The 18,648-nt window shown below is 35.6% G+C and carries 19 protein-coding genes; 14 read left to right on the forward strand and 5 right to left on the reverse strand.

Annotated features, from left to right (window positions below; genetic code table 11):
* Positions 1–89: 89 nt before the first annotated feature.
* Entirely contained in the window at positions 90–1,148 is a 1,059-nt protein-coding gene (locus AB1278_RS20955) for a hypothetical protein (protein WP_429816788.1), read from the reverse strand.
* A 187-nt stretch (positions 1,149–1,335) separates the two neighbouring features.
* Positions 1,336–2,673: a dihydroorotase gene (locus AB1278_RS20960; RefSeq protein ID WP_343641105.1), complete on the reverse strand. Its 1,338-nt coding sequence runs from the start codon at positions 2,671–2,673 to the stop codon at positions 1,336–1,338.
* A 103-nt stretch (positions 2,674–2,776) separates the two neighbouring features.
* Between AB1278_RS20960 and AB1278_RS20965 the strand changes: the two genes are divergently transcribed.
* The 9 genes from AB1278_RS20965 (at position 2,777) to AB1278_RS21005 (ending at position 11,000) form a co-directional block, all read left to right on the forward strand.
* Positions 2,777–4,231, forward strand: a complete 1,455-nt coding sequence (locus tag AB1278_RS20965; protein WP_202840435.1) for a lipopolysaccharide biosynthesis protein — start codon at positions 2,777–2,779, stop codon at positions 4,229–4,231.
* 153 nt (positions 4,232–4,384) lie between these two features.
* A complete protein-coding gene (locus AB1278_RS20970) occupies positions 4,385–5,401 on the forward strand; it encodes a sugar phosphate nucleotidyltransferase (protein ID WP_110010644.1) in 1,017 nt (338 codons plus the stop codon).
* 106 nt (positions 5,402–5,507) lie between these two features.
* Complete coding sequence (locus tag AB1278_RS20975; protein ID WP_343641100.1) at positions 5,508–6,359, forward strand: DUF4292 domain-containing protein; 852 nt, start codon at positions 5,508–5,510, stop codon at positions 6,357–6,359.
* Positions 6,356–7,918: a peptidoglycan DD-metalloendopeptidase family protein gene (locus AB1278_RS20980; protein ID WP_343641098.1), complete on the forward strand. Its 1,563-nt coding sequence runs from the start codon at positions 6,356–6,358 to the stop codon at positions 7,916–7,918. The genes AB1278_RS20975 and AB1278_RS20980 overlap by 4 nt, the downstream gene beginning before the upstream one ends.
* A gap of 31 nt (positions 7,919–7,949) precedes the next feature.
* On the forward strand, positions 7,950–8,162 hold the full coding sequence (locus AB1278_RS20985; protein WP_076596910.1) for a twin-arginine translocase TatA/TatE family subunit: 213 nt from the start codon (positions 7,950–7,952) through the stop codon (positions 8,160–8,162).
* Between the two features lie 15 nt (positions 8,163–8,177).
* The gene (locus AB1278_RS20990) at positions 8,178–8,792 is read left to right on the forward strand and encodes a DUF4254 domain-containing protein (RefSeq protein ID WP_002981819.1); all 615 of its coding nucleotides are present in this window, start codon (positions 8,178–8,180) and stop codon (positions 8,790–8,792) included.
* Complete coding sequence (locus AB1278_RS20995; RefSeq protein WP_062672271.1) at positions 8,789–9,247, forward strand: hypothetical protein; 459 nt, start codon at positions 8,789–8,791, stop codon at positions 9,245–9,247. Before AB1278_RS20990 ends, AB1278_RS20995 begins: the two co-directional genes overlap by 4 nt.
* An 18-nt stretch (positions 9,248–9,265) precedes the next feature.
* Positions 9,266–9,862, forward strand: a complete 597-nt coding sequence (gene ribA / locus AB1278_RS21000) for a GTP cyclohydrolase II (protein WP_034695719.1) — start codon at positions 9,266–9,268, stop codon at positions 9,860–9,862.
* 151 nt (positions 9,863–10,013) lie between these two features.
* On the forward strand, positions 10,014–11,000 hold the full coding sequence (locus tag AB1278_RS21005) for a hypothetical protein (protein ID WP_411414663.1): 987 nt from the start codon (positions 10,014–10,016) through the stop codon (positions 10,998–11,000).
* An 87-nt stretch (positions 11,001–11,087) separates the two neighbouring features.
* Here the strand turns inward: AB1278_RS21005 and AB1278_RS21010 are convergent, their stop codons facing one another.
* Positions 11,088–11,627, reverse strand: a complete 540-nt coding sequence (locus AB1278_RS21010; RefSeq protein ID WP_306597298.1) for a hypothetical protein — start codon at positions 11,625–11,627, stop codon at positions 11,088–11,090.
* A gap of 116 nt (positions 11,628–11,743) precedes the next feature.
* Between AB1278_RS21010 and AB1278_RS21015 the strand changes: the two genes are divergently transcribed.
* From AB1278_RS21015 to AB1278_RS21035, 5 genes are all read left to right on the forward strand, one after another.
* Entirely contained in the window at positions 11,744–13,447 is a 1,704-nt protein-coding gene (locus tag AB1278_RS21015) for a glycoside hydrolase family 3 protein (RefSeq protein ID WP_429816798.1), read from the forward strand.
* 26 nt (positions 13,448–13,473) lie between these two features.
* The gene (bshA, locus tag AB1278_RS21020; protein WP_079240311.1) at positions 13,474–14,622 is read left to right on the forward strand and encodes an N-acetyl-alpha-D-glucosaminyl L-malate synthase BshA; all 1,149 of its coding nucleotides are present in this window, start codon (positions 13,474–13,476) and stop codon (positions 14,620–14,622) included.
* A gap of 27 nt (positions 14,623–14,649) precedes the next feature.
* On the forward strand, positions 14,650–15,906 hold the full coding sequence (locus tag AB1278_RS21025; RefSeq protein WP_343643768.1) for a DUF2851 family protein: 1,257 nt from the start codon (positions 14,650–14,652) through the stop codon (positions 15,904–15,906).
* Between the two features lie 93 nt (positions 15,907–15,999).
* On the forward strand, positions 16,000–16,221 hold the full coding sequence (locus tag AB1278_RS21030) for a PspC family transcriptional regulator (protein ID WP_002981826.1): 222 nt from the start codon (positions 16,000–16,002) through the stop codon (positions 16,219–16,221).
* 3 nt (positions 16,222–16,224) lie between these two features.
* Positions 16,225–16,737: a GNAT family N-acetyltransferase gene (locus tag AB1278_RS21035; RefSeq protein WP_429816803.1), complete on the forward strand. Its 513-nt coding sequence runs from the start codon at positions 16,225–16,227 to the stop codon at positions 16,735–16,737.
* 267 nt (positions 16,738–17,004) lie between these two features.
* On the opposite strand, the gene AB1278_RS21040 is transcribed toward AB1278_RS21035, so the two are convergent.
* The gene (locus tag AB1278_RS21040; RefSeq protein ID WP_429816806.1) at positions 17,005–17,739 is read right to left on the reverse strand and encodes an SIMPL domain-containing protein; all 735 of its coding nucleotides are present in this window, start codon (positions 17,737–17,739) and stop codon (positions 17,005–17,007) included.
* Between the two features lie 79 nt (positions 17,740–17,818).
* A complete protein-coding gene (locus AB1278_RS21045; RefSeq protein WP_228406530.1) occupies positions 17,819–18,631 on the reverse strand; it encodes a carboxypeptidase-like regulatory domain-containing protein in 813 nt (270 codons plus the stop codon).
* Between the last annotated feature and the right edge of the window lie 17 nt (positions 18,632–18,648).

Below are 18,648 nucleotides of genomic sequence, written 5' to 3' on the forward strand. Positions count from 1 at the left end.
TTCACAGTCTTTTAATTAAATAAGTTTTGGCTCTAAAGCCAATGGAAGGTTAAATATAAAGTGAGCGGGCTAAAGCCCGCTCCTATTGATTATTTTCCTGAACATTTTTCGTTGTATAATTTAGTTCCTTCTGTTTGCTCCAGATCCTTCAATCTTTTTAATGCTGTGCAAGCAACATCTGTTTTGTTTTGTGCTGTTGCAATTGAAGCAATGTTGTACAATGCTTCTGTATTTGTATTATCGTCTTCATGAGCCTTATTGAAGAAGTAAACTGCGTTATCAAATTTTTGACTGTTAATGGCTTTTAAACCCTTATTAAAATTTTCTACAGACACAAACTTATCTTTTATTCTCACTACAGTTTTTTCATCTTTTTCAAAAGAAACTTTGCCAAAAAAAGCAATACTACCGGCATCACCATCTTCTAATTTAACGTTGAGGTAGTACGGAATAATAATTTTTTCAAAGCTCTCAAAACCTGTCAGATCCCATACTTTATAATCTTTTTCCAGCGCTGTTTTGAAAAATTCAATAGCTGTCTGATTATCTTTAGTCTGCTTTTTAGAGTCCACTGTTACTTCAACTTTTTGTTTTTTAGGAAAAATTCTGATTTCTCCTACTGTCTCAAAATTCAGAGTATATTTCTTTTTAGAATAACTTTCAAGAAGTTCAAAATTTATTCCTCTTTTTAATGATGGCATTGCGTTTCGGGAAGTAATTACAATCGAATCGCCAGTTGCTTTATCCGTAAAATCTTTCAAAACCTCAGAGGTTTTTACAAACCATCTCTTTCTTATTTTATCAGGAAAAGTAACACCTTCTGGTTTTTCTATAACAATTAATGAATCGGATGTCAACTTTTCAATTTCATAAATTGGCTTATCAGCTATCCTTATTACATTTTTTTCGATCTTAACATTCACACAACTTTTCCTCTCCAAATACCAAGGATCAATATATTCACAAAGGTTATTCCCATTAATTTTCCATAGTAAAAAACTGGATGGTTTTTGAAATAAATCCCTGCTTCCATCTAACATGCTGGATTTTACACTTGTCCATGACGAATTTGAAAGTAACCCTGTATTTATTTGTGAACTAAATTGCAAAGAAATTGATAGAAATAACAATAAAAAGAGTTTGTACATAGGTATTAATTATTTTTTGCGCGAAGCTACATAAATTTAAAATATCTTGAAACTTAAAAGAGTGTCTAGCTAATCATTCGCCAATCTTTAATAATCTTCCAGCTTAGTTTTGGCTGAAGCCAATGGAAGGTTAAATATAAAGTGAGCGGGCTAAAGCCCGCTCCTATTGAATTATAATAATCTCAGATTAATCTCTAGGTTCAAAAAGTAGTCTCTCTCCAAATTTCTCTTCTGCAATTGTACCATTGTTATACACCAAATGACCATTGACAAAAGTATGGGTAACCTTAGAGTGAAAATTCATCCCTTCCAGTGGGCTCCAGCCACACTTGTAGAGTAGATTGTCTTTGGAAACCGTCCAATCCTGATTTAAATCTACCAAAACAAGATCTGCTTTATATCCTTCTCTTACAAAACCTCTTTTTTCAACTTTGAAAAGAATCGCAGGATTATGAGCCATCTTTTCAACGATTTTCTCAAGGGATATTTTACCGTTTTTATAGTTTTCAAGCATTACAATCAATGAATGCTGTACCAAAGGTGCACCAGACGGACATTTTGTATATACATTATTCTTCTCTTCTGCCGTATGCGGAGCGTGGTCTGTAGCAATCACATCTATTCTGTCGTCCAGTAATGCTTCCCAAAGGGCATCTTTATCTTTTTGGGTTTTTACAGCAGGATTCCATTTGATGAGGCCTCCTCTTGTTTCATAATCCTCATTGGTAAATGTAAGATGATGAACACATACCTCAGCAGTGATTTTTTTGTCTTTTAGAGGAATATCATTTCGGAAAAGTTCCATTTCCTTTGCTGTTGAAAGGTGGAAAACGTGAAGTCTCGCCCCTGTTTTTTTCGCAAGCTCTATCGCCTTGGATGAAGATTTATAACATGCCTCTTCACTTCTGATCAGGTGGTGGAATTTTACAGGAATATCATCTCCATATTCATCCATATATTTCTGAGTATTGGCTCTGATGGTAGCTTCATCTTCACAGTGCACAGCAATCAGCATTTTGGTATTACTGAAAATGTTTTCCAGAGTTTCAGGATTATCAACCAGCATATTTCCTGTAGATGATCCTAAAAATAACTTGATTCCCGGAACATTTCTAGGGTTCGTTTTCAAAACTTCCTCCAGATTATCATTCGTTCCTCCCATCATAAAACCATAGTTGGCATATGCTTTTTGGGAAGCAATCTCATACTTGTCTGCCAATAGCTCCTGGGTAACAGCGTTTGGAACAGTATTCGGCTGATCAATAAAACTGGTGATCCCTCCGGCAATGGCTGCTCTTGACTCGCTCTCAATATCGCCTTTATGAGTAAGTCCAGGCTCACGGAAATGCACCTGATCATCTATTACCCCGGGAAGAAGATATTTACCTGAACCATCAATAATCTGATCCGCGTCTTCAGAAATGCCGGCAGCTATTTTAGAGATTAAATCATTTTCTATCAGGATATCGCTTTCAAAGACTTTTCCTTCGTTGACGATATTTACATTTTTTATAAGAACTTTCATTTCAATTTATTTCGCCGTAAAATTAAGATTTTAAGTTTTAATTCACCCCAAAATCGCAAAACGAATGCTTAAAGTTTTACATTTGCAAAAAAAAAATTCGACTTTGTATAAGAAACTATTAGGACAGACAGCGGTATATGGACTTAGCTCCGTACTAGTCCGTATTTTTCCATTTATCATTGCACCCATCGTTACAAAGGCTTTCGGACCAGCTGCTTCGTCACCGTTTGTAGACTGGTATTCCATTGCAGGTGTAATTACGGTATTGCTTACACATGGGATGGAAACTTCTTTCTTCCGATTTGCACAAGAGGATAACATTGACAAAAAAACATTGATTTCAACCTGCTCAATGAGTATCATCAGTATGGGGTTAATTTACCTTATTCTGGGATATGTATTCAGATTTCAGCTTGCTGAAGCTTTTGAAACTCCTGATCAGGTCAATTTTCTAATCATATTCTTATTTATTCTCTCATTGGATGCATTTTCCACCATCCCATCTGCTATATTGAGGTTACAAGGAAAACCCTTCAAATATATGCTTTCCAAGGTAGCCGGCTCCCTGGTTTACTTTTTACTGGTTTTATTCTTCATCAGATGGCTTCCTAAACATCCTGAGGGAGTACTTGGGTTAAAATATAATCCTGACTTCGGAGTCGGATATGTTTTCGTTGCCAATCTCATCCAAAGTATTATCACCCTTTTGATTGTAGGAAAAGAATTCTTCAGCTTCAGTATATCCAAATTCGATTTCGGACTGTGGAAAAGAATTATGAACTATTCCTGGCCGGTAATGATTGCAGGACTGGCTGGTATTGTAAATCAGACATTAGACCGACAATTCTTAAAATACCTCCTTCCTGAAGAAGAAGCCCGTCATCAGATTGGAGTATATGGAGCAGTTTACAAGATTGCTACCTTTATTACTGTGTTCAGACAGGCCTATCAATTGGGTATTGAACCTTACTTTTTTTCAAGTTTCAAGAACAAGGATTCTCACAAGACCTATGCCGTACTGATGGATATTTTTGTGGTATGCAGCTGCATCATTTATATGGGACTTATGGTAAATCTTCAATGGATTTCTGAAAAATATTTAAGAAACCCCCTCTACTATGAGGGAATTGAAATCATTCCATTTATCATGCTTGGAGCTCTGTTTCTGGGAATCTACCTTAATCTTTCTATATGGTATAAGTTATCAGACCAGACAAGGGTTGGCTTATATATTTCTGTTATAGGAGCTTGCATCACCATTCTTATCAACTTCCTGTTCATTCCTCAATATGGATATTGGGCAAGTGCCATAGCAGCACTGATTACATTCATGTCTATGATGATCATTTCCTATGTATGGGGACAAAGGCAGTATCCTATTCATTATAATATAGGTAAAATAATGATTTATCTGGGATTTACCATTGTTTGTTCATTGGTTTCTTTCTATTATTTCAGAACTAATTATCTGGTAGGTAATCTATTCCTTATCTTATTCCTGGCTTTGATAGTATTCAAAGAAAAAGCAATAGTATCCAAAATCATAAAAAGATCTTAAACTTTGGTCTTTATTTTGCTTGTAAACAAACCTGTTGTTAATTTAAACAATTATTTAAAAAGATATAAATCATAATCTCTTAAAGGTTTTAATTATTATCTTTAACCTAAATATCAAAAACAACTAATAAAACATCTTTTATACATATAATTTATGAAAATTATTGTCCCTATGGCTGGACGTGGTTCCAGATTACGTCCACATACACTGACAGTTCCAAAACCTCTTATTCCTATTGCAGGAAAACCTATCGTACAGAGATTAGTGGAAGATATTGCTAAAGTTGCAGGAGAAAACATTGAAGAGGTAGCTTTTATCATCGGAGATTTTGGCCCTGAGATCGAAAGATCCCTTATTCAGATTGCTGAAAAGCTGGGAGCAAAAGGAAGTATATATTATCAGAACGATCCTCTTGGAACTGCTCACGCCATCAAATGTGCGGAACAATCTATGCAGGGAGATATCGTTATTGCCTTTGCAGATACTCTTTTCCGTGCAGATTTCCAGTTGGACAAAAATTCTGACGGTGTAATCTGGGTGAAAAGTGTTGAAGATCCATCAGCGTTCGGAGTCGTAAAACTGGATAATTACGGTTTTATTACCGACTTTGTTGAAAAACCAACGACTTACGTTTCAGATCTTGCTATCATTGGTATCTATTATTTCAACAGTGCTGAAAAGCTCATGGAAGAAATCAATTATATCATGGATAATGATATTAAAAACGGCGGCGAATACCAATTAACAACCGCTCTTGAAAACCTCAGAGCTAAAGGTGCCAAGTTTACCCTTGGAAAAGTAAACGACTGGATGGATTGCGGTAACAAAAATGCTACAGTAGAGACCAACAGCAAAATCCTTGAATATGAAAGAGAAGCAATGACTCACTATCCTGCTTCCGCTGTGATTGAAAATTCTTTGATTATTCAGCCTTGCTTTATTGGAGAAAATGTAAAAATCTCCAATTCAAAAGTAGGACCTGGCGTTTCTTTAGGAAACAACACAACTGTTGTGAATTCTAACATTGAAAACTCCCTGATTCAGGAAAACACAAGAATTAATCACGGGAACCTTTCAAATTCTATGATCGGTAATTCCGCACAGTATTTTGGGGTTGCCAGAGAAATATCTTTAGGTGATTATTCCGTGTTAGATTTTTTATCTAAATAAGGATAGGAAATATTTAACTTAAACATCATATCATCAGGCCACACAAAATGTTTTGTGTGGTTTGGCGTTAATATTGCAACGTATTTTTTAATTAAAAGATAAATACATGAAAAACTGGATCCCATTTCTTTTATTGCTTCTTGCCTTATCATCCTGTAAGACCCGTAATACTGCCCAAAGTGATACTGATCATACACGGGATAGCATTAATGGTACAAAAAATATAGATAATGGAAATCCAAAAGATGTTAATGAACCGGTGAGAGACAAACTCACGTTTTATGAACATGTATTGATCCCACCCAAATTTGAACAAATCAAAATAGACAGCAAAGTAAGAGTAGAAACAGGAAGCTATGTTCCTACACTGGACGCAACCATCTATATTGAAAATGATAAAAAGGTGTGGATGAATCTGAGAGCTTTGTTCATCAATGCTGCCCGCGGTATTGCCACTCCGGAAGGAATAAAAGGCCAGGATAAAATCAATAAAACCTATATAGATTCCGATTTTGACTACCTTAACAATCTTCTGAACGTTAATTTCATTGATTATAAATCATTGGAAAAGATCCTACTGGGGAGAACTTTTGTAAAAATCAACGACAGACAGTTTGATCTTACTCAAAATGCCCAGGGATTTAAAATGGTCTCCAATACGAACCAGAAAATCGTTACGGATGAAAAAAACAGGGAGTACAAAGTGGCCCTCCAATACGACACCAATTACGATTTGTTAGCCGTGAATTTAAAAGATATTCTTTCATCAGACGAACTCGATGTTTCTTACAGTGACTGGAATGAATACGAAGGAATACGCCTTCCGAAAAATGTTAAAATAATTATAAAAGGCTCAAAATCTAGTCAAATTTTACTGGAAAACACGAAATTTGACTTTTCGAGGATGGAAACACCTTATTCTGTACCATCCAGTTATAAGAAAATTGAGATTAAATGATTAGAAAATTTAGCTTTTTAATAGGTGTTTTGATGTTCGGACTGCACCAGGGACAGCAGACCAAAGAACAGCTGCAGAAGCAGAATGCCGAACTTAAAAAACAAATTGCACAAATAAATACCGATTTAGCCAAAACCAGAAGTGAATCTAAACTTTCCGTAGCCTACCTTTCCAGTGTCAACCAAAAACTGGTGTTAAGAGAAAAGGTTTACAATAATACGCAGAAAGAAAAAAGATTCATTGAGGATGATATTTATTTACGTCAGCTGGAAATCAACCGTCAGAATAAAGAACTGGCAGTTTTAAGAAAAAACTATGCTGAAGTTTTGGTGAATGCTTATAAAAACAAAGGAGTACAGAACAAAGTAACTTTTATTCTTTCTGCTAAAAATTTAGGAGAAGCCATACGAAGAGTTCAGTATCTGAAACAATACTCAGACTATCAGGATAAAAAAGCAGCTGAAATCACAGATGCTGCCAATCTCATCAAAAAGACCATTGCCCAAAAGCAAAATTCTGTAAAAGCGAAAGAATCCCTTTTGATTAACCAGCAGAAAGACCTGGCAACCATCAATGCTGAAAGAGCTCAAAAAGAACAGTTGGTAGCTGAATTCAAGAAAAACGAATCCAAGCTGACTGCTGAACTTAAGCAAAAACAAGTTCAGTCTAAAGCATTGGAAGGACAAATCAGAGCTATTATTGCAGAAGAGATCAGAATTGCAAAAGCTGAAGAAGAAGCCAGAAGAAAGGCAGAAGCAGAAAAAATACGTTTGGCAAAACTGGCTGCTGAAAGAGAAAAAGCAAGAATCGAAGCGGAAGCGAAAGCAAGAGCAGAAGCCCTTGAAAGAGAAAGAAGACTTGCAGAAGCAGAAGCCAAGAGAGCTGCGGAACTTGCTGCAAAAAGAGCTGAAGAAGAAAGGAAGCGTAATGAAGATGCCGCGAGAGCCGAAGCTAACGCAAGAGATGAAGCCAGAAGAGTAGCTGCTAAAAAAGCTTCAGACGAAGCCAATGCAAGAGCTAAAGAAGCTGCAGATAAATTAGCTGCCGCAAGAGCAGCAGAAGCAGCGCTTACAAAAAGAAAAGAAGAAGAGAAAAGGGCAGCAGAGACCAAAGCCATGACAAGCTACGGAGTTTCCACCGCTACAGGAAGCAGTTTTGCAGATAACAGAGGTAGATTAGGCTATCCTGCAGACAGAGCCGGACAAATCACTCACCGTTTCGGAAGACAGCCGCACCCGGTTTTCAAAAATATTACTGAAGAAAACAACGGGATCAAAATTTCTGTTCCTTCAGGTGCACGTGCAAAATCGGTGTTCCCGGGATCAGTATCTTCGGTACTGGCTAATAATGACGGAACCAAGACTGTTATCATCAAACACGGAAGTTATTTTACCATTTATTCCAACTTAGGAAATGTAAGTGTTTCCAAAGGGCAACAGGTTTCATCAGGAACTCCGGTAGGTACGATAGCTCAGGATTTTGATGGTGCTTATACGCTTGATTTCCAAGTATGGAACGGAAGTACACCAGTTGATCCATTAGGTTGGATTTCATATTAAAAAAAGTGTAACTTTGCAAAAATTTTAAGAGATGAATACACTAACAATACTTGCCTTATCTTGGCAGCACATCCTTATCGTAGCAATACTTTTGGTATTACTTTTCGGAGGAAAGAAAATCCCTGAATTAATGAGAGGAGTTGGTTCAGGAATCAAGGAATTTAAAGATGCAGTAAAAGAAGAAGACAAACCAGGTTCTGAAAACAAATCGGCTTCCAACAATAACAATTCTTCCAGCAACTAAAATTCCTTAGAATTAATGAAATTTACTGAGACTGCATGGAAAGTCTTCAATCAAGCTATTGAAGACTATCACGTGTCTGATGACGTTAACACTCTAATTAATAACCCGTTCGAAAAAGATAGTTTGGAACGGATTTTGTATGCAAAGAACTGGATTGATACCGTTCAATGGCATTTGGAAGATATAATTAGAGATGAAAATATTGATCCGGCTGAAGCTCTTCAACTGAAGAGAACAATAGACGCTTCCAATCAAAAAAGAACTGATTTGGTAGAGTATATTGATGGCTGGTTTCTTAATAAGTTTGAAAATATAACTCCTAAACCTGAAGCAAAAATAAATACAGAAACTCCCGCTTGGGCAGTAGACAGGCTATCAATTCTTGCATTAAAGGTTTATCATATGTCGTTAGAAGCTAATAGAGAATCCGCTTCTGAGGAACACAGAAATAACTGCCAGGCTAAACTGGACGTTCTGCTTACTCAGAAAGAAGACCTATCAACTTCTATAGATCAGTTGCTTGCTGATATTGAGAACGGTAACGTTAAGATGAAAGTGTACAAACAAATGAAAATGTACAACGATGAAAGTCTTAACCCAATCCTTTATCAAAAAGGGCAACAAAAATGAAACGACTATTTTTCTTTGGAGTACTTATCATATTAACATCTTCCTGCGCATCGGAGAAGCTTAATCTTTCTCCGTTGTCAAATAATTTTTACAGTGATGCTAAAGGGTCTGATTCAGACAGAAGCTCTAAGAAGAATTTTAATATCAATATCAAACAGAATGTCAATGCTTCTGAAATTTCAAATATGATCTCCACTTTTCCTAAGTTTAAAAACAACGGATTAAATGATGAGATTACCAGTTTGAAATACAGTCTGCAGAATTATTTATATGCTATTGATGCCAGCAATTCTGCCGGAAAAAGCAGAGCCCTTAAAAGCTTCGAAAAATCATACAAAAAAATTCAAAAGCTAAGGCAGAATCTTGACAGAGACGACGATGAAGTTCTTAACAGATATCTGGTACGTTTAAAAACCAATATTTCTGTTATTGAAGATACTTTGCCAGGAAGTTAAAAACTAATTGAACTATCAATGATTAAAATTCAGGCGGAAGCCAATGTTCCCACAGAGCACGGCACTTTCCGAATGATCGCTTTCTCCGAAAACGAAAACGACTGGATGCCGCATATGGCCATCGTTGCTGAAAATACAGATTTTTCAAAACCGGTCAATGTTCGTTTCCATTCAGAATGTATTACTGGAGAAGTTTTCCATTCAAAAAAATGTGAATGCGGCCAACAATTGGATGCTGCAATGAAATATATCCATGAAAACGGTGGGATTATCATCTACCTTCGCCAGGAAGGAAGAAACATCGGGATCATCAATAAACTGAAGGCATACTCCCTGCAGGAAAAAGGTCTGGACACTGTACAGGCTAATCTTGAACTGGGACTTCCTGCAGATGACAGAAACTTTGGCGTAGCCATTGAAATCCTGAATCTATTGGATGTAAAAGATATCAACCTTCTCACCAATAATCCTGAAAAGGTAAAATATGTTGTTGACAGCAATATTCACCTTAATTCAAGAGTCCCATTACAGATTCCTGCCAATGAAATAAGCAAAGGATACCTGCAGACAAAAAAAGATTTCTTTGGACATCTTCTGGATGACAATGATAATTAATTTTCCAAAAGATATAATAAAAAGCTCCAAGAAATATATTTTTTTGGAGCTTTTTAATTACTGAAATTAATAGAACATTCTATTTCTATAACATTTCACCAATTAGTGTATTTTTTATAAAGTTTTATCTTTGCGATGAAATTATAATTTTATGAAAAAAACACTATTTATCATTTCTTCACTTTTTTTCATTGGCTGTGCAAATAGCAATGATATACTTTATTCTCAAGATGAAAACTCACTTCCTAAAAATACTACTGAGCTTTCATTGATATCTAAAAATATGTTAGCTAAGAATGCTACCGAATCAGTTATAATGGATTTATCTTTTACTACTGGTGTCATAAACGAAAATGGGGGATGCTCTTTTACAGATTTAATAAGTCCACAAGGGAGTTATTTTACTTCAACAAAATGTTATGGACCAAATCCAATAGAACAAAATGGATATTTAGTTAGGGGCTATGGAAAGCCACGTCGAGTTCCTAACTACTCAGGCTATTTGTATTGGCATGGTGTTATGCTAAAAGCAGAAAATCGCAGTAAAACAGTTATTTCAACAAGAGGAGATGCAACCATAGTAGACGACCCAATTTCAAATGCAATTTCGATAGAACAATATTTTGAAGAGAATAAAACATATGAAATTATTATAACTTCTAACATATCAGATTACATATATGTTACTAAAAATAACAATCGAGAAAACAGATTAGATGACGACTTATTTAATATTGATAAAAGTGAAGCAGTTCCAACTTTAGCCTTGGAATTATCAGACTCACCACAAATACCTGGAAATGATCCCTGCGCTGAGAGGCCGAATGTTGGACGAAAAGTTGTTGCTGCTAACTACTATAAAACACAAAAGACGGAAAAAACAACCGAATGGAATCGTGAGGACAAAACCTACACTTTTTATTTTTCTACAACAGCACCTAAGAATAGCCTTATCATATATTATTTACCCGAACAATCAGGTGAAAGGCCTGCCAATCATGTTCCTGAGAGTGCATATACAATTGACATTAGAAATGTAAAAATAATAAAAAAACCATTTGATCCAACTCATGTAGTACCACCTAGAGTTACTACGCCAGACCCAGATCTACCATGTGGTTTTAGAGGAGGTTGCTAACCCAATTATTATAAAAAAATCAAAAGCCCCGGAAGATGTTCTCCCGGGACTTTTTTAATTATAAAAAACTGAAAAGATATTTCTAAATTATCTAGTCTTGATTTTAGACTCATCAATATTGTAATACTTAATTACGCTATTGTAGTCTGAATAATCAACTGCAGCAGCTGCTTCACTCTTAGATGTACCTGTTTTTGCAGGAACAATGACAACTCTGAATTTTTTGTTCGTGTAGTATACTGGATTATTATCAAGGTTAACTCCAGTAGTTGATCTCACATCAATTCCTATATCAAACTTACTGAAATCGTATGAGTATTCAACTTTATCAGCACCATTATTAGGATATTCTGTATAGGTAAGTAATTTCCAGATTGGAGAATTATTATTGGTAAGACCTGTCTGTAAATAAATCAGAACTACATCAGATTCAAGTAATGGACTTTTAAATGCATCATCAAAATGATATGTATAGCTATCTTGTTTATTAAATTTCGGAATAATATCATATGCTGTTGAATACGTATCATTATCCTGACCTTGTACCACAACATCATCACTATTATCACAGCTATAAGCAGTAAAACCTACAGCCCCCAGGAATAAGAAAAGAAGTATTTTTTTCATTTTTAGTAAAGTTTAGTTATTATTTATATTGCGTATTCAAATCATATACCAAAAATCTCAAAAACTTTGTTTTCCTCACTTTTTTAATTGTATTTTTGTTCTTATTCAAAAAAGTCATGAAGAAATTATTGTATACTTCACTCTTTATTGCCGCATTGATAAGCCCTAAAGTGAAAGCTCAGTATCAGCCAAAAAATGCTTCCAAGGAAGATGTAAAAAAAGCACAGCAATGGGTTGATAAAACATATAAAAATCTTTCTCAGGATGAAAAACTAGGACAGCTTTTTATTGTGGCATTGTATACCAACAGAGGGGAAGAGTATATCAGCCAGGTAAGAAATATCGTTACGAATGATAAAATAGGCGGTCTGATCTTAATGCAGGATGATGCCGTAAGAGAAATCAATCTTGTTAATGAATTTCAGCAAAAGTCTAAAGTTCCTTTGATGATTGGTATGGATGCTGAATGGGGAATCTACCAGAGAATTGCTACCGCTCACAAATTTCCATGGGCCATGACATTAGGCGCTATCCAGGATAAAAATCTGGTGTATCAGATGGCCGCAAAAATTGCAGAGGATTGCAAAAGAATGGGTATCAACTGGGATTTTGCACCTGTAGTAGATGTTAACACCAACCCTGATAACCCGATTATCGGCAACAGAAGTTTCGGCTCTGAAGTGAATAATGTCATAACATCAGCCCTATCCTACTCCAACGGTCTTCAGGATAATAATATTTTAGCGGCTATAAAACACTTCCCGGGACACGGAGATACCAGTACAGACTCTCACCTTGATCTTCCGGTAGTTCCTCATGGTATTGACAGACTTGACGCTGTGGAACTTGCACCTTTTAAAGCCCTGATGAATAAAGGAATTGGCGGTGTAATGGTTGCTCACTTATATGTTCCAAGCTTAGAATCAGAAAAAGGAATTCCGGCCTCTGTTTCTAAAAACATTATTACAGGAGTACTGAAAGATAAACTGGGTTATAAAGGTTTAATCATTACAGATGCATTAAACATGGCCGCTGTAGCTAATAAATACCAACCGGGCGAACTGGATGCCATGGCCTTTAAAGCGGGAAATGACATTATGCTTTTCTCACAAGGTGTTTCTGAAGGCAAAAAACTGATCCAGAAAGCTATTGATAAAGGAGAAATTTCACAATCCAGAGTAGAGGAAAGTGTGAAAAAAATCCTTTTAACCAAATATTTCCTCGGTCTTACACAATATACACCTAAAAACCCTGAAAATATCAATAAGGATTTAAATAATGATTCTCATATCCAATTGGTACAGAATCTTTACTCCAATGCATTGACTTTACTAAAGGATGAAAAGAAATTACTGCCTCTTACAGGAAAACAGACTTATTATGTTCCTCTTGAAGAAGCTCCTTATCAGACTTTTGCCAACAGATTGGGTAACAATGTTATCATTAAAAAAGCAGGAGAAATTAATACAATTCCAGCTGGTTCTACAGTTATCGTAGGTTTCCATAAGGATAATTCAACAGCTTATAAGCCATATAAAATCTCAGCAGACTCTAAAAAAGTACTTTCTGATCTTACCAAAAATCAAAATGTTATATTGAATGTTTTCGGAAGTGCTTATGCCTTAAAGGATATTGATATTTCAAAAGTTTCAACCGTTCTTGTTTCTTATGAAAACAATGATGATTCGATGAATGCTGCAGCTGATGCTTTAACCGGAAAAACAAAAATCTGGGGAAAACTTCCTGTACTGGTTAACGACAAGTTAAAACCGGGAATGGGTATAGAACTTCCTATGGCAACCTCAACAAAAACCAAATAATACAAAATTAAAACAATAATAATCTAATGAAAATAGGCATACTTTGCTATCCCACCTATGGAGGAAGCGGAATTGTAGCAACAGAATTAGGAATGTCTTTGGCCAACAAAGGCTATGAAGTACATTTCATCAGTTCTGCACTTCCTGCAAGATTAGATATCACCAACCCGAATATTTTCTTTCACAGGGTCAATGTTCAGACGTATCCGCTTTTCCAGTATCAGCCTTATGATATTGCGTTAAGCTCTATGATTTATAGGGTTGTTAATCTTTACAAACTGGATCTTCTTCACGCACATTATGCCATTCCTTACGCATATGCCGCTTTTACGGCAAAACAAATGCTCAAGGAAGACAATAATGATATTCCGTTGGTCACTACATTACACGGTACAGATATTACCCTTGTAGGGCAGCACCCAAGTTATAAACACGCAGTAGAATTTTCGATCAATCAGTCTGATGCTATTACTTCAGTTTCTGAAAGTCTGAAAAAAGATACCCTTCAGTTTTTCAATATCAAAAAAGAAATTCAGGTGATTACCAATTTTATTGATAATTCCGAATTTGATGACTGTTCTGAGTGCCAGAGAACCCAGTTTGCCAATCCGGATGAAAAAATCCTGATCCACGTGTCCAACCTTCGTCCTGTAAAACGTGTAGACGAAGTACTGCAGATCTTTAAGAATGTGGAAAGAAAAGTGAAATCCAAGCTGATTATCATTGGTGAAGGCCCTGATATGGAAAAAGTAAATCAGTTCCTTGAAGAAAATCCTGAGCTTATTTCCAAAATCCGCCTTTTAGGAAAGGTAAATGATTTGTATAAAATCTTACAACTTTCAGATGTATTTCTCCTGCCTTCCGAGCAGGAAAGTTTCGGTCTTGCAGCTTTGGAAGCTATGGCTGCGTATACTCCGGTTATCAGTTCCAATGCAGGAGGAATTCCTGAGGTGAATATTCAGGGGGAAACCGGATATCTGGCTGAAATCGGAAATGTAGAAGCTATGAGCAACTATACCATCAAATTGTTGAGCAATGATGAACTTTTAGCCAAAATGAAGCAAAATGCGAAAGATCAGGCAATAAAATTCGATTTGAAAAACATTCTTCCTATCTATGAGAAAATGTATAGAACAACCATAGAAAATTTTAATAAGGAGCTGACGAAAGTATAATATTTCTATTATATTTACGTCACACTTATGACGGAAAAACTACTTCAATATCTTTGGAACTATAAGGTTTTCAAAAATTTTGACTTCAAGGATATTGAAGGAAATTCCGTTGAGATCATCCATTTTGGAAAATGGAACAAAAATGCAGGCCCTGATTTTCTTAATGCTCAAATCAAAATCAACGGCTTACTTCTCGCAGGAAATATAGAACTGCATGTACGCTCTTCAGACTGGATTTTCCACAATCATTCCCAGGATCCCAATTACCGGAATATTATTATTCATGTGGTATTCCAGCACGACATAGAAATTCGTGAACTTACAGTAAAGCAAGTTCCAACATTGGAATTGCATAGTTACATTGATGAAAATATCATCTCGAAATATGAAAAACTGGTTGATGGAGAGGAATTTATTGCCTGTGAAAAAATTTTTGATCCGAAAAAATTACCCGTCAATTTTCATGAAGAAAGCATCCTGAAAAAACTGGATGAGAAATCTTCAGAGCTTGAACAGAGCTTACATCAATATAAAAATAATTTTGAAGCCGTTTTATTTCACAGTTTTGCCTACTCATTCGGTTTAAAAGTAAATGCTTCTATTTTCCGGCAGATTGCGGAAAGTATAGATTACAGTATTATCAATAAAATACGTCAGAATCCTCTTCAGCTTGAAGCCTTATTATTCGGAATTTCAGGATGGCTTGACAAACCACAGGACGGGCAGATGAAAATATGGAAAAAAGAATTCGATTTTATTAAGGCAAAATTTTCCATTTCTGATTTAAAATTTCATCCTAAGTTTTTAAGACTGAGACCACCTAATTTTCCAACAATCCGGTTGTCACAATTGGCTGGCCTGTACAGGCAGCAGAATTTATTTTCAAAAATCATGGAAGCAAGAAGTGCAGAACAGCTGTACACTATTTTCAGCTCCGTAAAAGCTTCTGAATATTGGGATTTTCATTTTAATTTCGGGAGTATTTCCAAAGTACAGCCTAAAACACTGAGCCAAGATTTTGTTGATCTTCTCATTCTGAATTCCATACTTCCTTTACAATATGCTTATCACAGATATCATAAGGAAGACATTGCAGATGAAATTATTGCGCTTTACAAGACAGTTTCCGGAGAGAAAAACACCATCATTACGAGCTGGAAAAAACATGGATTAAAGGTCACCAATGCGTTGGAAAGTCAAAGCCTTATTTATCATTATAAAACCTATTGTGAACCGAAAAACTGTTTAGCCTGCACCATCGGCTATAAACTTTTAAAAGAATAACCTTATCCGGGCAGTTTTGTCGATCAAAATCTTTGTCAAAAAAATTCCTTAACTTTGATTGATAGATTCAAACTTTTAAATAACAATCTGGAAATGCTGAGTAATATTCGTCATAAAATGGAAAGAGAATGGTTTGGTGTACTGACCAGAATGGGAGCCAAGCTGGGAATTCCTGTTTCTAAATTGAGAGTTTTCTTCATCTATTCTACTTTCGCTACAGCTGGATTTTTCTTTCTGATCTATCTGGGACTGGCATTCACCCTTTGGATTAAAGATATTTTCATCACCAGAAGACCGAGTGTCTTTGATTTATAAATTATGGAATTTTTACCGATTACTTCCGCAGAAGATCCTAGAGTTCAGGAAATCTATACTTCTTATACTACCACTTTTCCTGTAGACGAACAAAGAGATAAAGATCAGTTTGAAAGTTTATTTACAAATCCTTATGTGGAATTCATGTCTGTTATCCACGAATCGGAAGCTATTGGCTACCTCATCCTTTGGAAGCTGAGTTCTTTTGTTTTTGTAGAGCATTTTGAAGTTTTTGAAGCATTCAGAAGTAAAAAACTGGGATCTCATATTATGAATCATTTATCAGAAAATTATCCAAGTATTATTCTGGAAATTGAACCTGCAGAATTGAGCGAAGATGCTTCAAGACGGTATTCTTTTTATCAGAGAAATAATTTCAGTCTGATTGACACCACTCATGTTCAGCCGAGCTATGGCGAAGGTAAAAAATCTTTAAACTTATGGCTGCTGGCCAATTATACTCCTGAAAATATAGAGGAAGCCAAAAAAGAAATTCATAACATTATTTATGCTTAAAATATAAAACGCCGGAATAGTCTTCCGGCGTTTTTATTTTCTATTTCTTGACCACAAAAGGCACAAAAGTTTTAAACACTTAAGTTTTTAGAGCAAAACTTTATGCATAATGAGTTCACCTAAGTTTTGTGAAAATCTTTGATTTCAATCTTATGTGAGCTTTTATGAGGTATAAATTTAAACTCACATAACTGTACAAAAGTGTTTTAAAATGAGTCCTTTTGTGACTTTTGTGGCTTTATAAAGTTTATCAGACAACTTTTTCTATTAATTTACTTCATACTCCAGTTTGATGGTAATACTGGCTTCTTTTTCTTTGGATGAAGTATTGAAAGTTCCGCCATAAGAATAATCTTCATTGGAGTTGGGTGCCGTAATCTGAATCACTCCCATTGTTGCTTTCTTCAGATTTCCAAGACTGCTTCCAGAATTTTCTGCAATTTTTTCAGCACGTTCTTTAGCATCTTTTGTAGCACTGGCAATCATTTCCTGTTTTACTGTAGCCAGCTTGGTGTAGAAATACGCTGGTGAAGAAGAAGTGAATTCAATGCCACGGTTGATAATTTCGGTAATATTTCTGGAGAGGTTTTCTATTTTTCCCACTTCTTTACTTTCAATAGAAACTTTTTGGGTGAGATTATAACCGGAGAATTCCCCTTGTACATAGTTTCCGTTTGAATCATTATAGCTTCTGAACTGTTTCTGAATATCTACGGAAGAAAATACGATCTCTTTCTGTTGTATCCCTTTTGAAAGCAAATAGTCATTAATTACTTTTCTGTCTGTTGCCAGTTCATCGTAGGCAGATTTGAGATCCACATTATTTTTGGAAAAGCTTCCGGACCAGGTGATCAGATCTGATATAAACTGTTTGGTTCCTAATCCTGTCACGGAAATGGTATTTTCAGATTTATTCCTGTTTTTAATAGCATTTCCCAAAAAACCGAGACCCACTACAAAACCTAATGCTGCAATAGCTACTGCAAAAATGTTTTTATTCATAAAATGTGTGAATTTGGATTGTTACATTATACTGTATCAATTTCTATTCCAATATTTTAAGAATTTATTAACATTTAAATTACTTTTGATCCTGGTTTACTCTCTCCAGAAAAAGCGGAACTGTCTCTTCCAGCCTCAGCATAACCCCCGAAAGATTTCTTGCTTTTACATAGGTTCGTACCTGAGGTTTTGCTAAAAATGAAAATTGAATAAATTCTGAAATTCTGTCACCAGGAATTCCGGCTTTGATAAAATATTCATCCTCTATTCTATCCCGAACCCAGACGATATGTTCCTGAAGATCGTCATATCTGTATTGTCTTTTCTGTCTTCTGGCTTTCCCGCTTATCAGATCATATACGCCCTGAACATTCAGGTTTCCCAAAAGTATAGGTAAAAGTACACTTTTTACTTCTGCCGGTTTTTCTCTCATTTTTCCGACCGGCTGCGGAAGACCGACGGCATCTCTCACCTGCTCTCCTTTATCTACTTTAGCAACAATCCGGGAATCTGTTTCCAGATCTCCGGTGAGTTTTTTCACAATTTTGACCTCTCCTACATCCTTCGGAATCTGATAAAGAGTAATAAAGAGTGGCAAATTGATATCATTGGTAAGAACTTTTCTGGAAACTCTTCTGAAATCTTCTTTTACAAATCTTAATTCATCATTAGGATTGGCATCAATAGAAAATATACCTTCAGAATCAGAATATACTTTTTTATCAGTAGACATATTGATAACAATTACTTTACTTAAATTCTCTCCATTGTCATCTACGATTCGCCCTGTCACTTTCTGCTGAGAAAAAATAAAAGTACTGCACAGAAGCATCAGGAAAAGAAAAAACTTTCTCTGTCCGGATGTTTCAATATTTTCAGTAAAATAACCCAACTTCTGATTTTTATATA

Source organism: Chryseobacterium sp. NRRL B-14798 (assembly GCF_050470705.1).
In the GTDB taxonomy this organism is placed as follows: domain Bacteria; phylum Bacteroidota; class Bacteroidia; order Flavobacteriales; family Weeksellaceae; genus Chryseobacterium; species Chryseobacterium cupriresistens.

Bases quoted from the DNA above. Each gene is read 5' to 3' on its own strand.
- AB1278_RS20955 (WP_429816788.1), bottom strand. From the start codon at position 1,148: ATGTACAAACTCTTTTTATTGTTATTTCTATCAATTTCTTTGCAATTT.
- AB1278_RS20960 (WP_343641105.1), bottom strand. From the start codon at position 2,673: ATGAAAGTTCTTATAAAAAATGTAAATATCGTCAACGAAGGAAAAGTC.
- AB1278_RS20970 (WP_110010644.1), top strand. From the start codon at position 4,385: ATGAAAATTATTGTCCCTATGGCTGGACGTGGTTCCAGATTACGTCCA.
- AB1278_RS20975 (WP_343641100.1), top strand. From the start codon at position 5,508: ATGAAAAACTGGATCCCATTTCTTTTATTGCTTCTTGCCTTATCATCC.
- AB1278_RS20980 (WP_343641098.1), top strand. From the start codon at position 6,356: ATGATTAGAAAATTTAGCTTTTTAATAGGTGTTTTGATGTTCGGACTG.
- AB1278_RS20985 (WP_076596910.1), top strand. From the start codon at position 7,950: ATGAATACACTAACAATACTTGCCTTATCTTGGCAGCACATCCTTATC.
- AB1278_RS20990 (WP_002981819.1), top strand. From the start codon at position 8,178: ATGAAATTTACTGAGACTGCATGGAAAGTCTTCAATCAAGCTATTGAA.
- AB1278_RS20995 (WP_062672271.1), top strand. From the start codon at position 8,789: ATGAAACGACTATTTTTCTTTGGAGTACTTATCATATTAACATCTTCC.
- ribA (WP_034695719.1), top strand. From the start codon at position 9,266: ATGATTAAAATTCAGGCGGAAGCCAATGTTCCCACAGAGCACGGCACT.
- AB1278_RS21005 (WP_411414663.1), top strand. From the start codon at position 10,014: ATGAAAAAAACACTATTTATCATTTCTTCACTTTTTTTCATTGGCTGT.
- AB1278_RS21010 (WP_306597298.1), bottom strand. From the start codon at position 11,627: ATGAAAAAAATACTTCTTTTCTTATTCCTGGGGGCTGTAGGTTTTACT.
- AB1278_RS21015 (WP_429816798.1), top strand. From the start codon at position 11,744: ATGAAGAAATTATTGTATACTTCACTCTTTATTGCCGCATTGATAAGC.
- bshA (WP_079240311.1), top strand. From the start codon at position 13,474: ATGAAAATAGGCATACTTTGCTATCCCACCTATGGAGGAAGCGGAATT.
- AB1278_RS21025 (WP_343643768.1), top strand. From the start codon at position 14,650: ATGACGGAAAAACTACTTCAATATCTTTGGAACTATAAGGTTTTCAAA.
- AB1278_RS21030 (WP_002981826.1), top strand. From the start codon at position 16,000: ATGCTGAGTAATATTCGTCATAAAATGGAAAGAGAATGGTTTGGTGTA.
- AB1278_RS21035 (WP_429816803.1), top strand. From the start codon at position 16,225: ATGGAATTTTTACCGATTACTTCCGCAGAAGATCCTAGAGTTCAGGAA.
- AB1278_RS21040 (WP_429816806.1), bottom strand. From the start codon at position 17,739: ATGAATAAAAACATTTTTGCAGTAGCTATTGCAGCATTAGGTTTTGTA.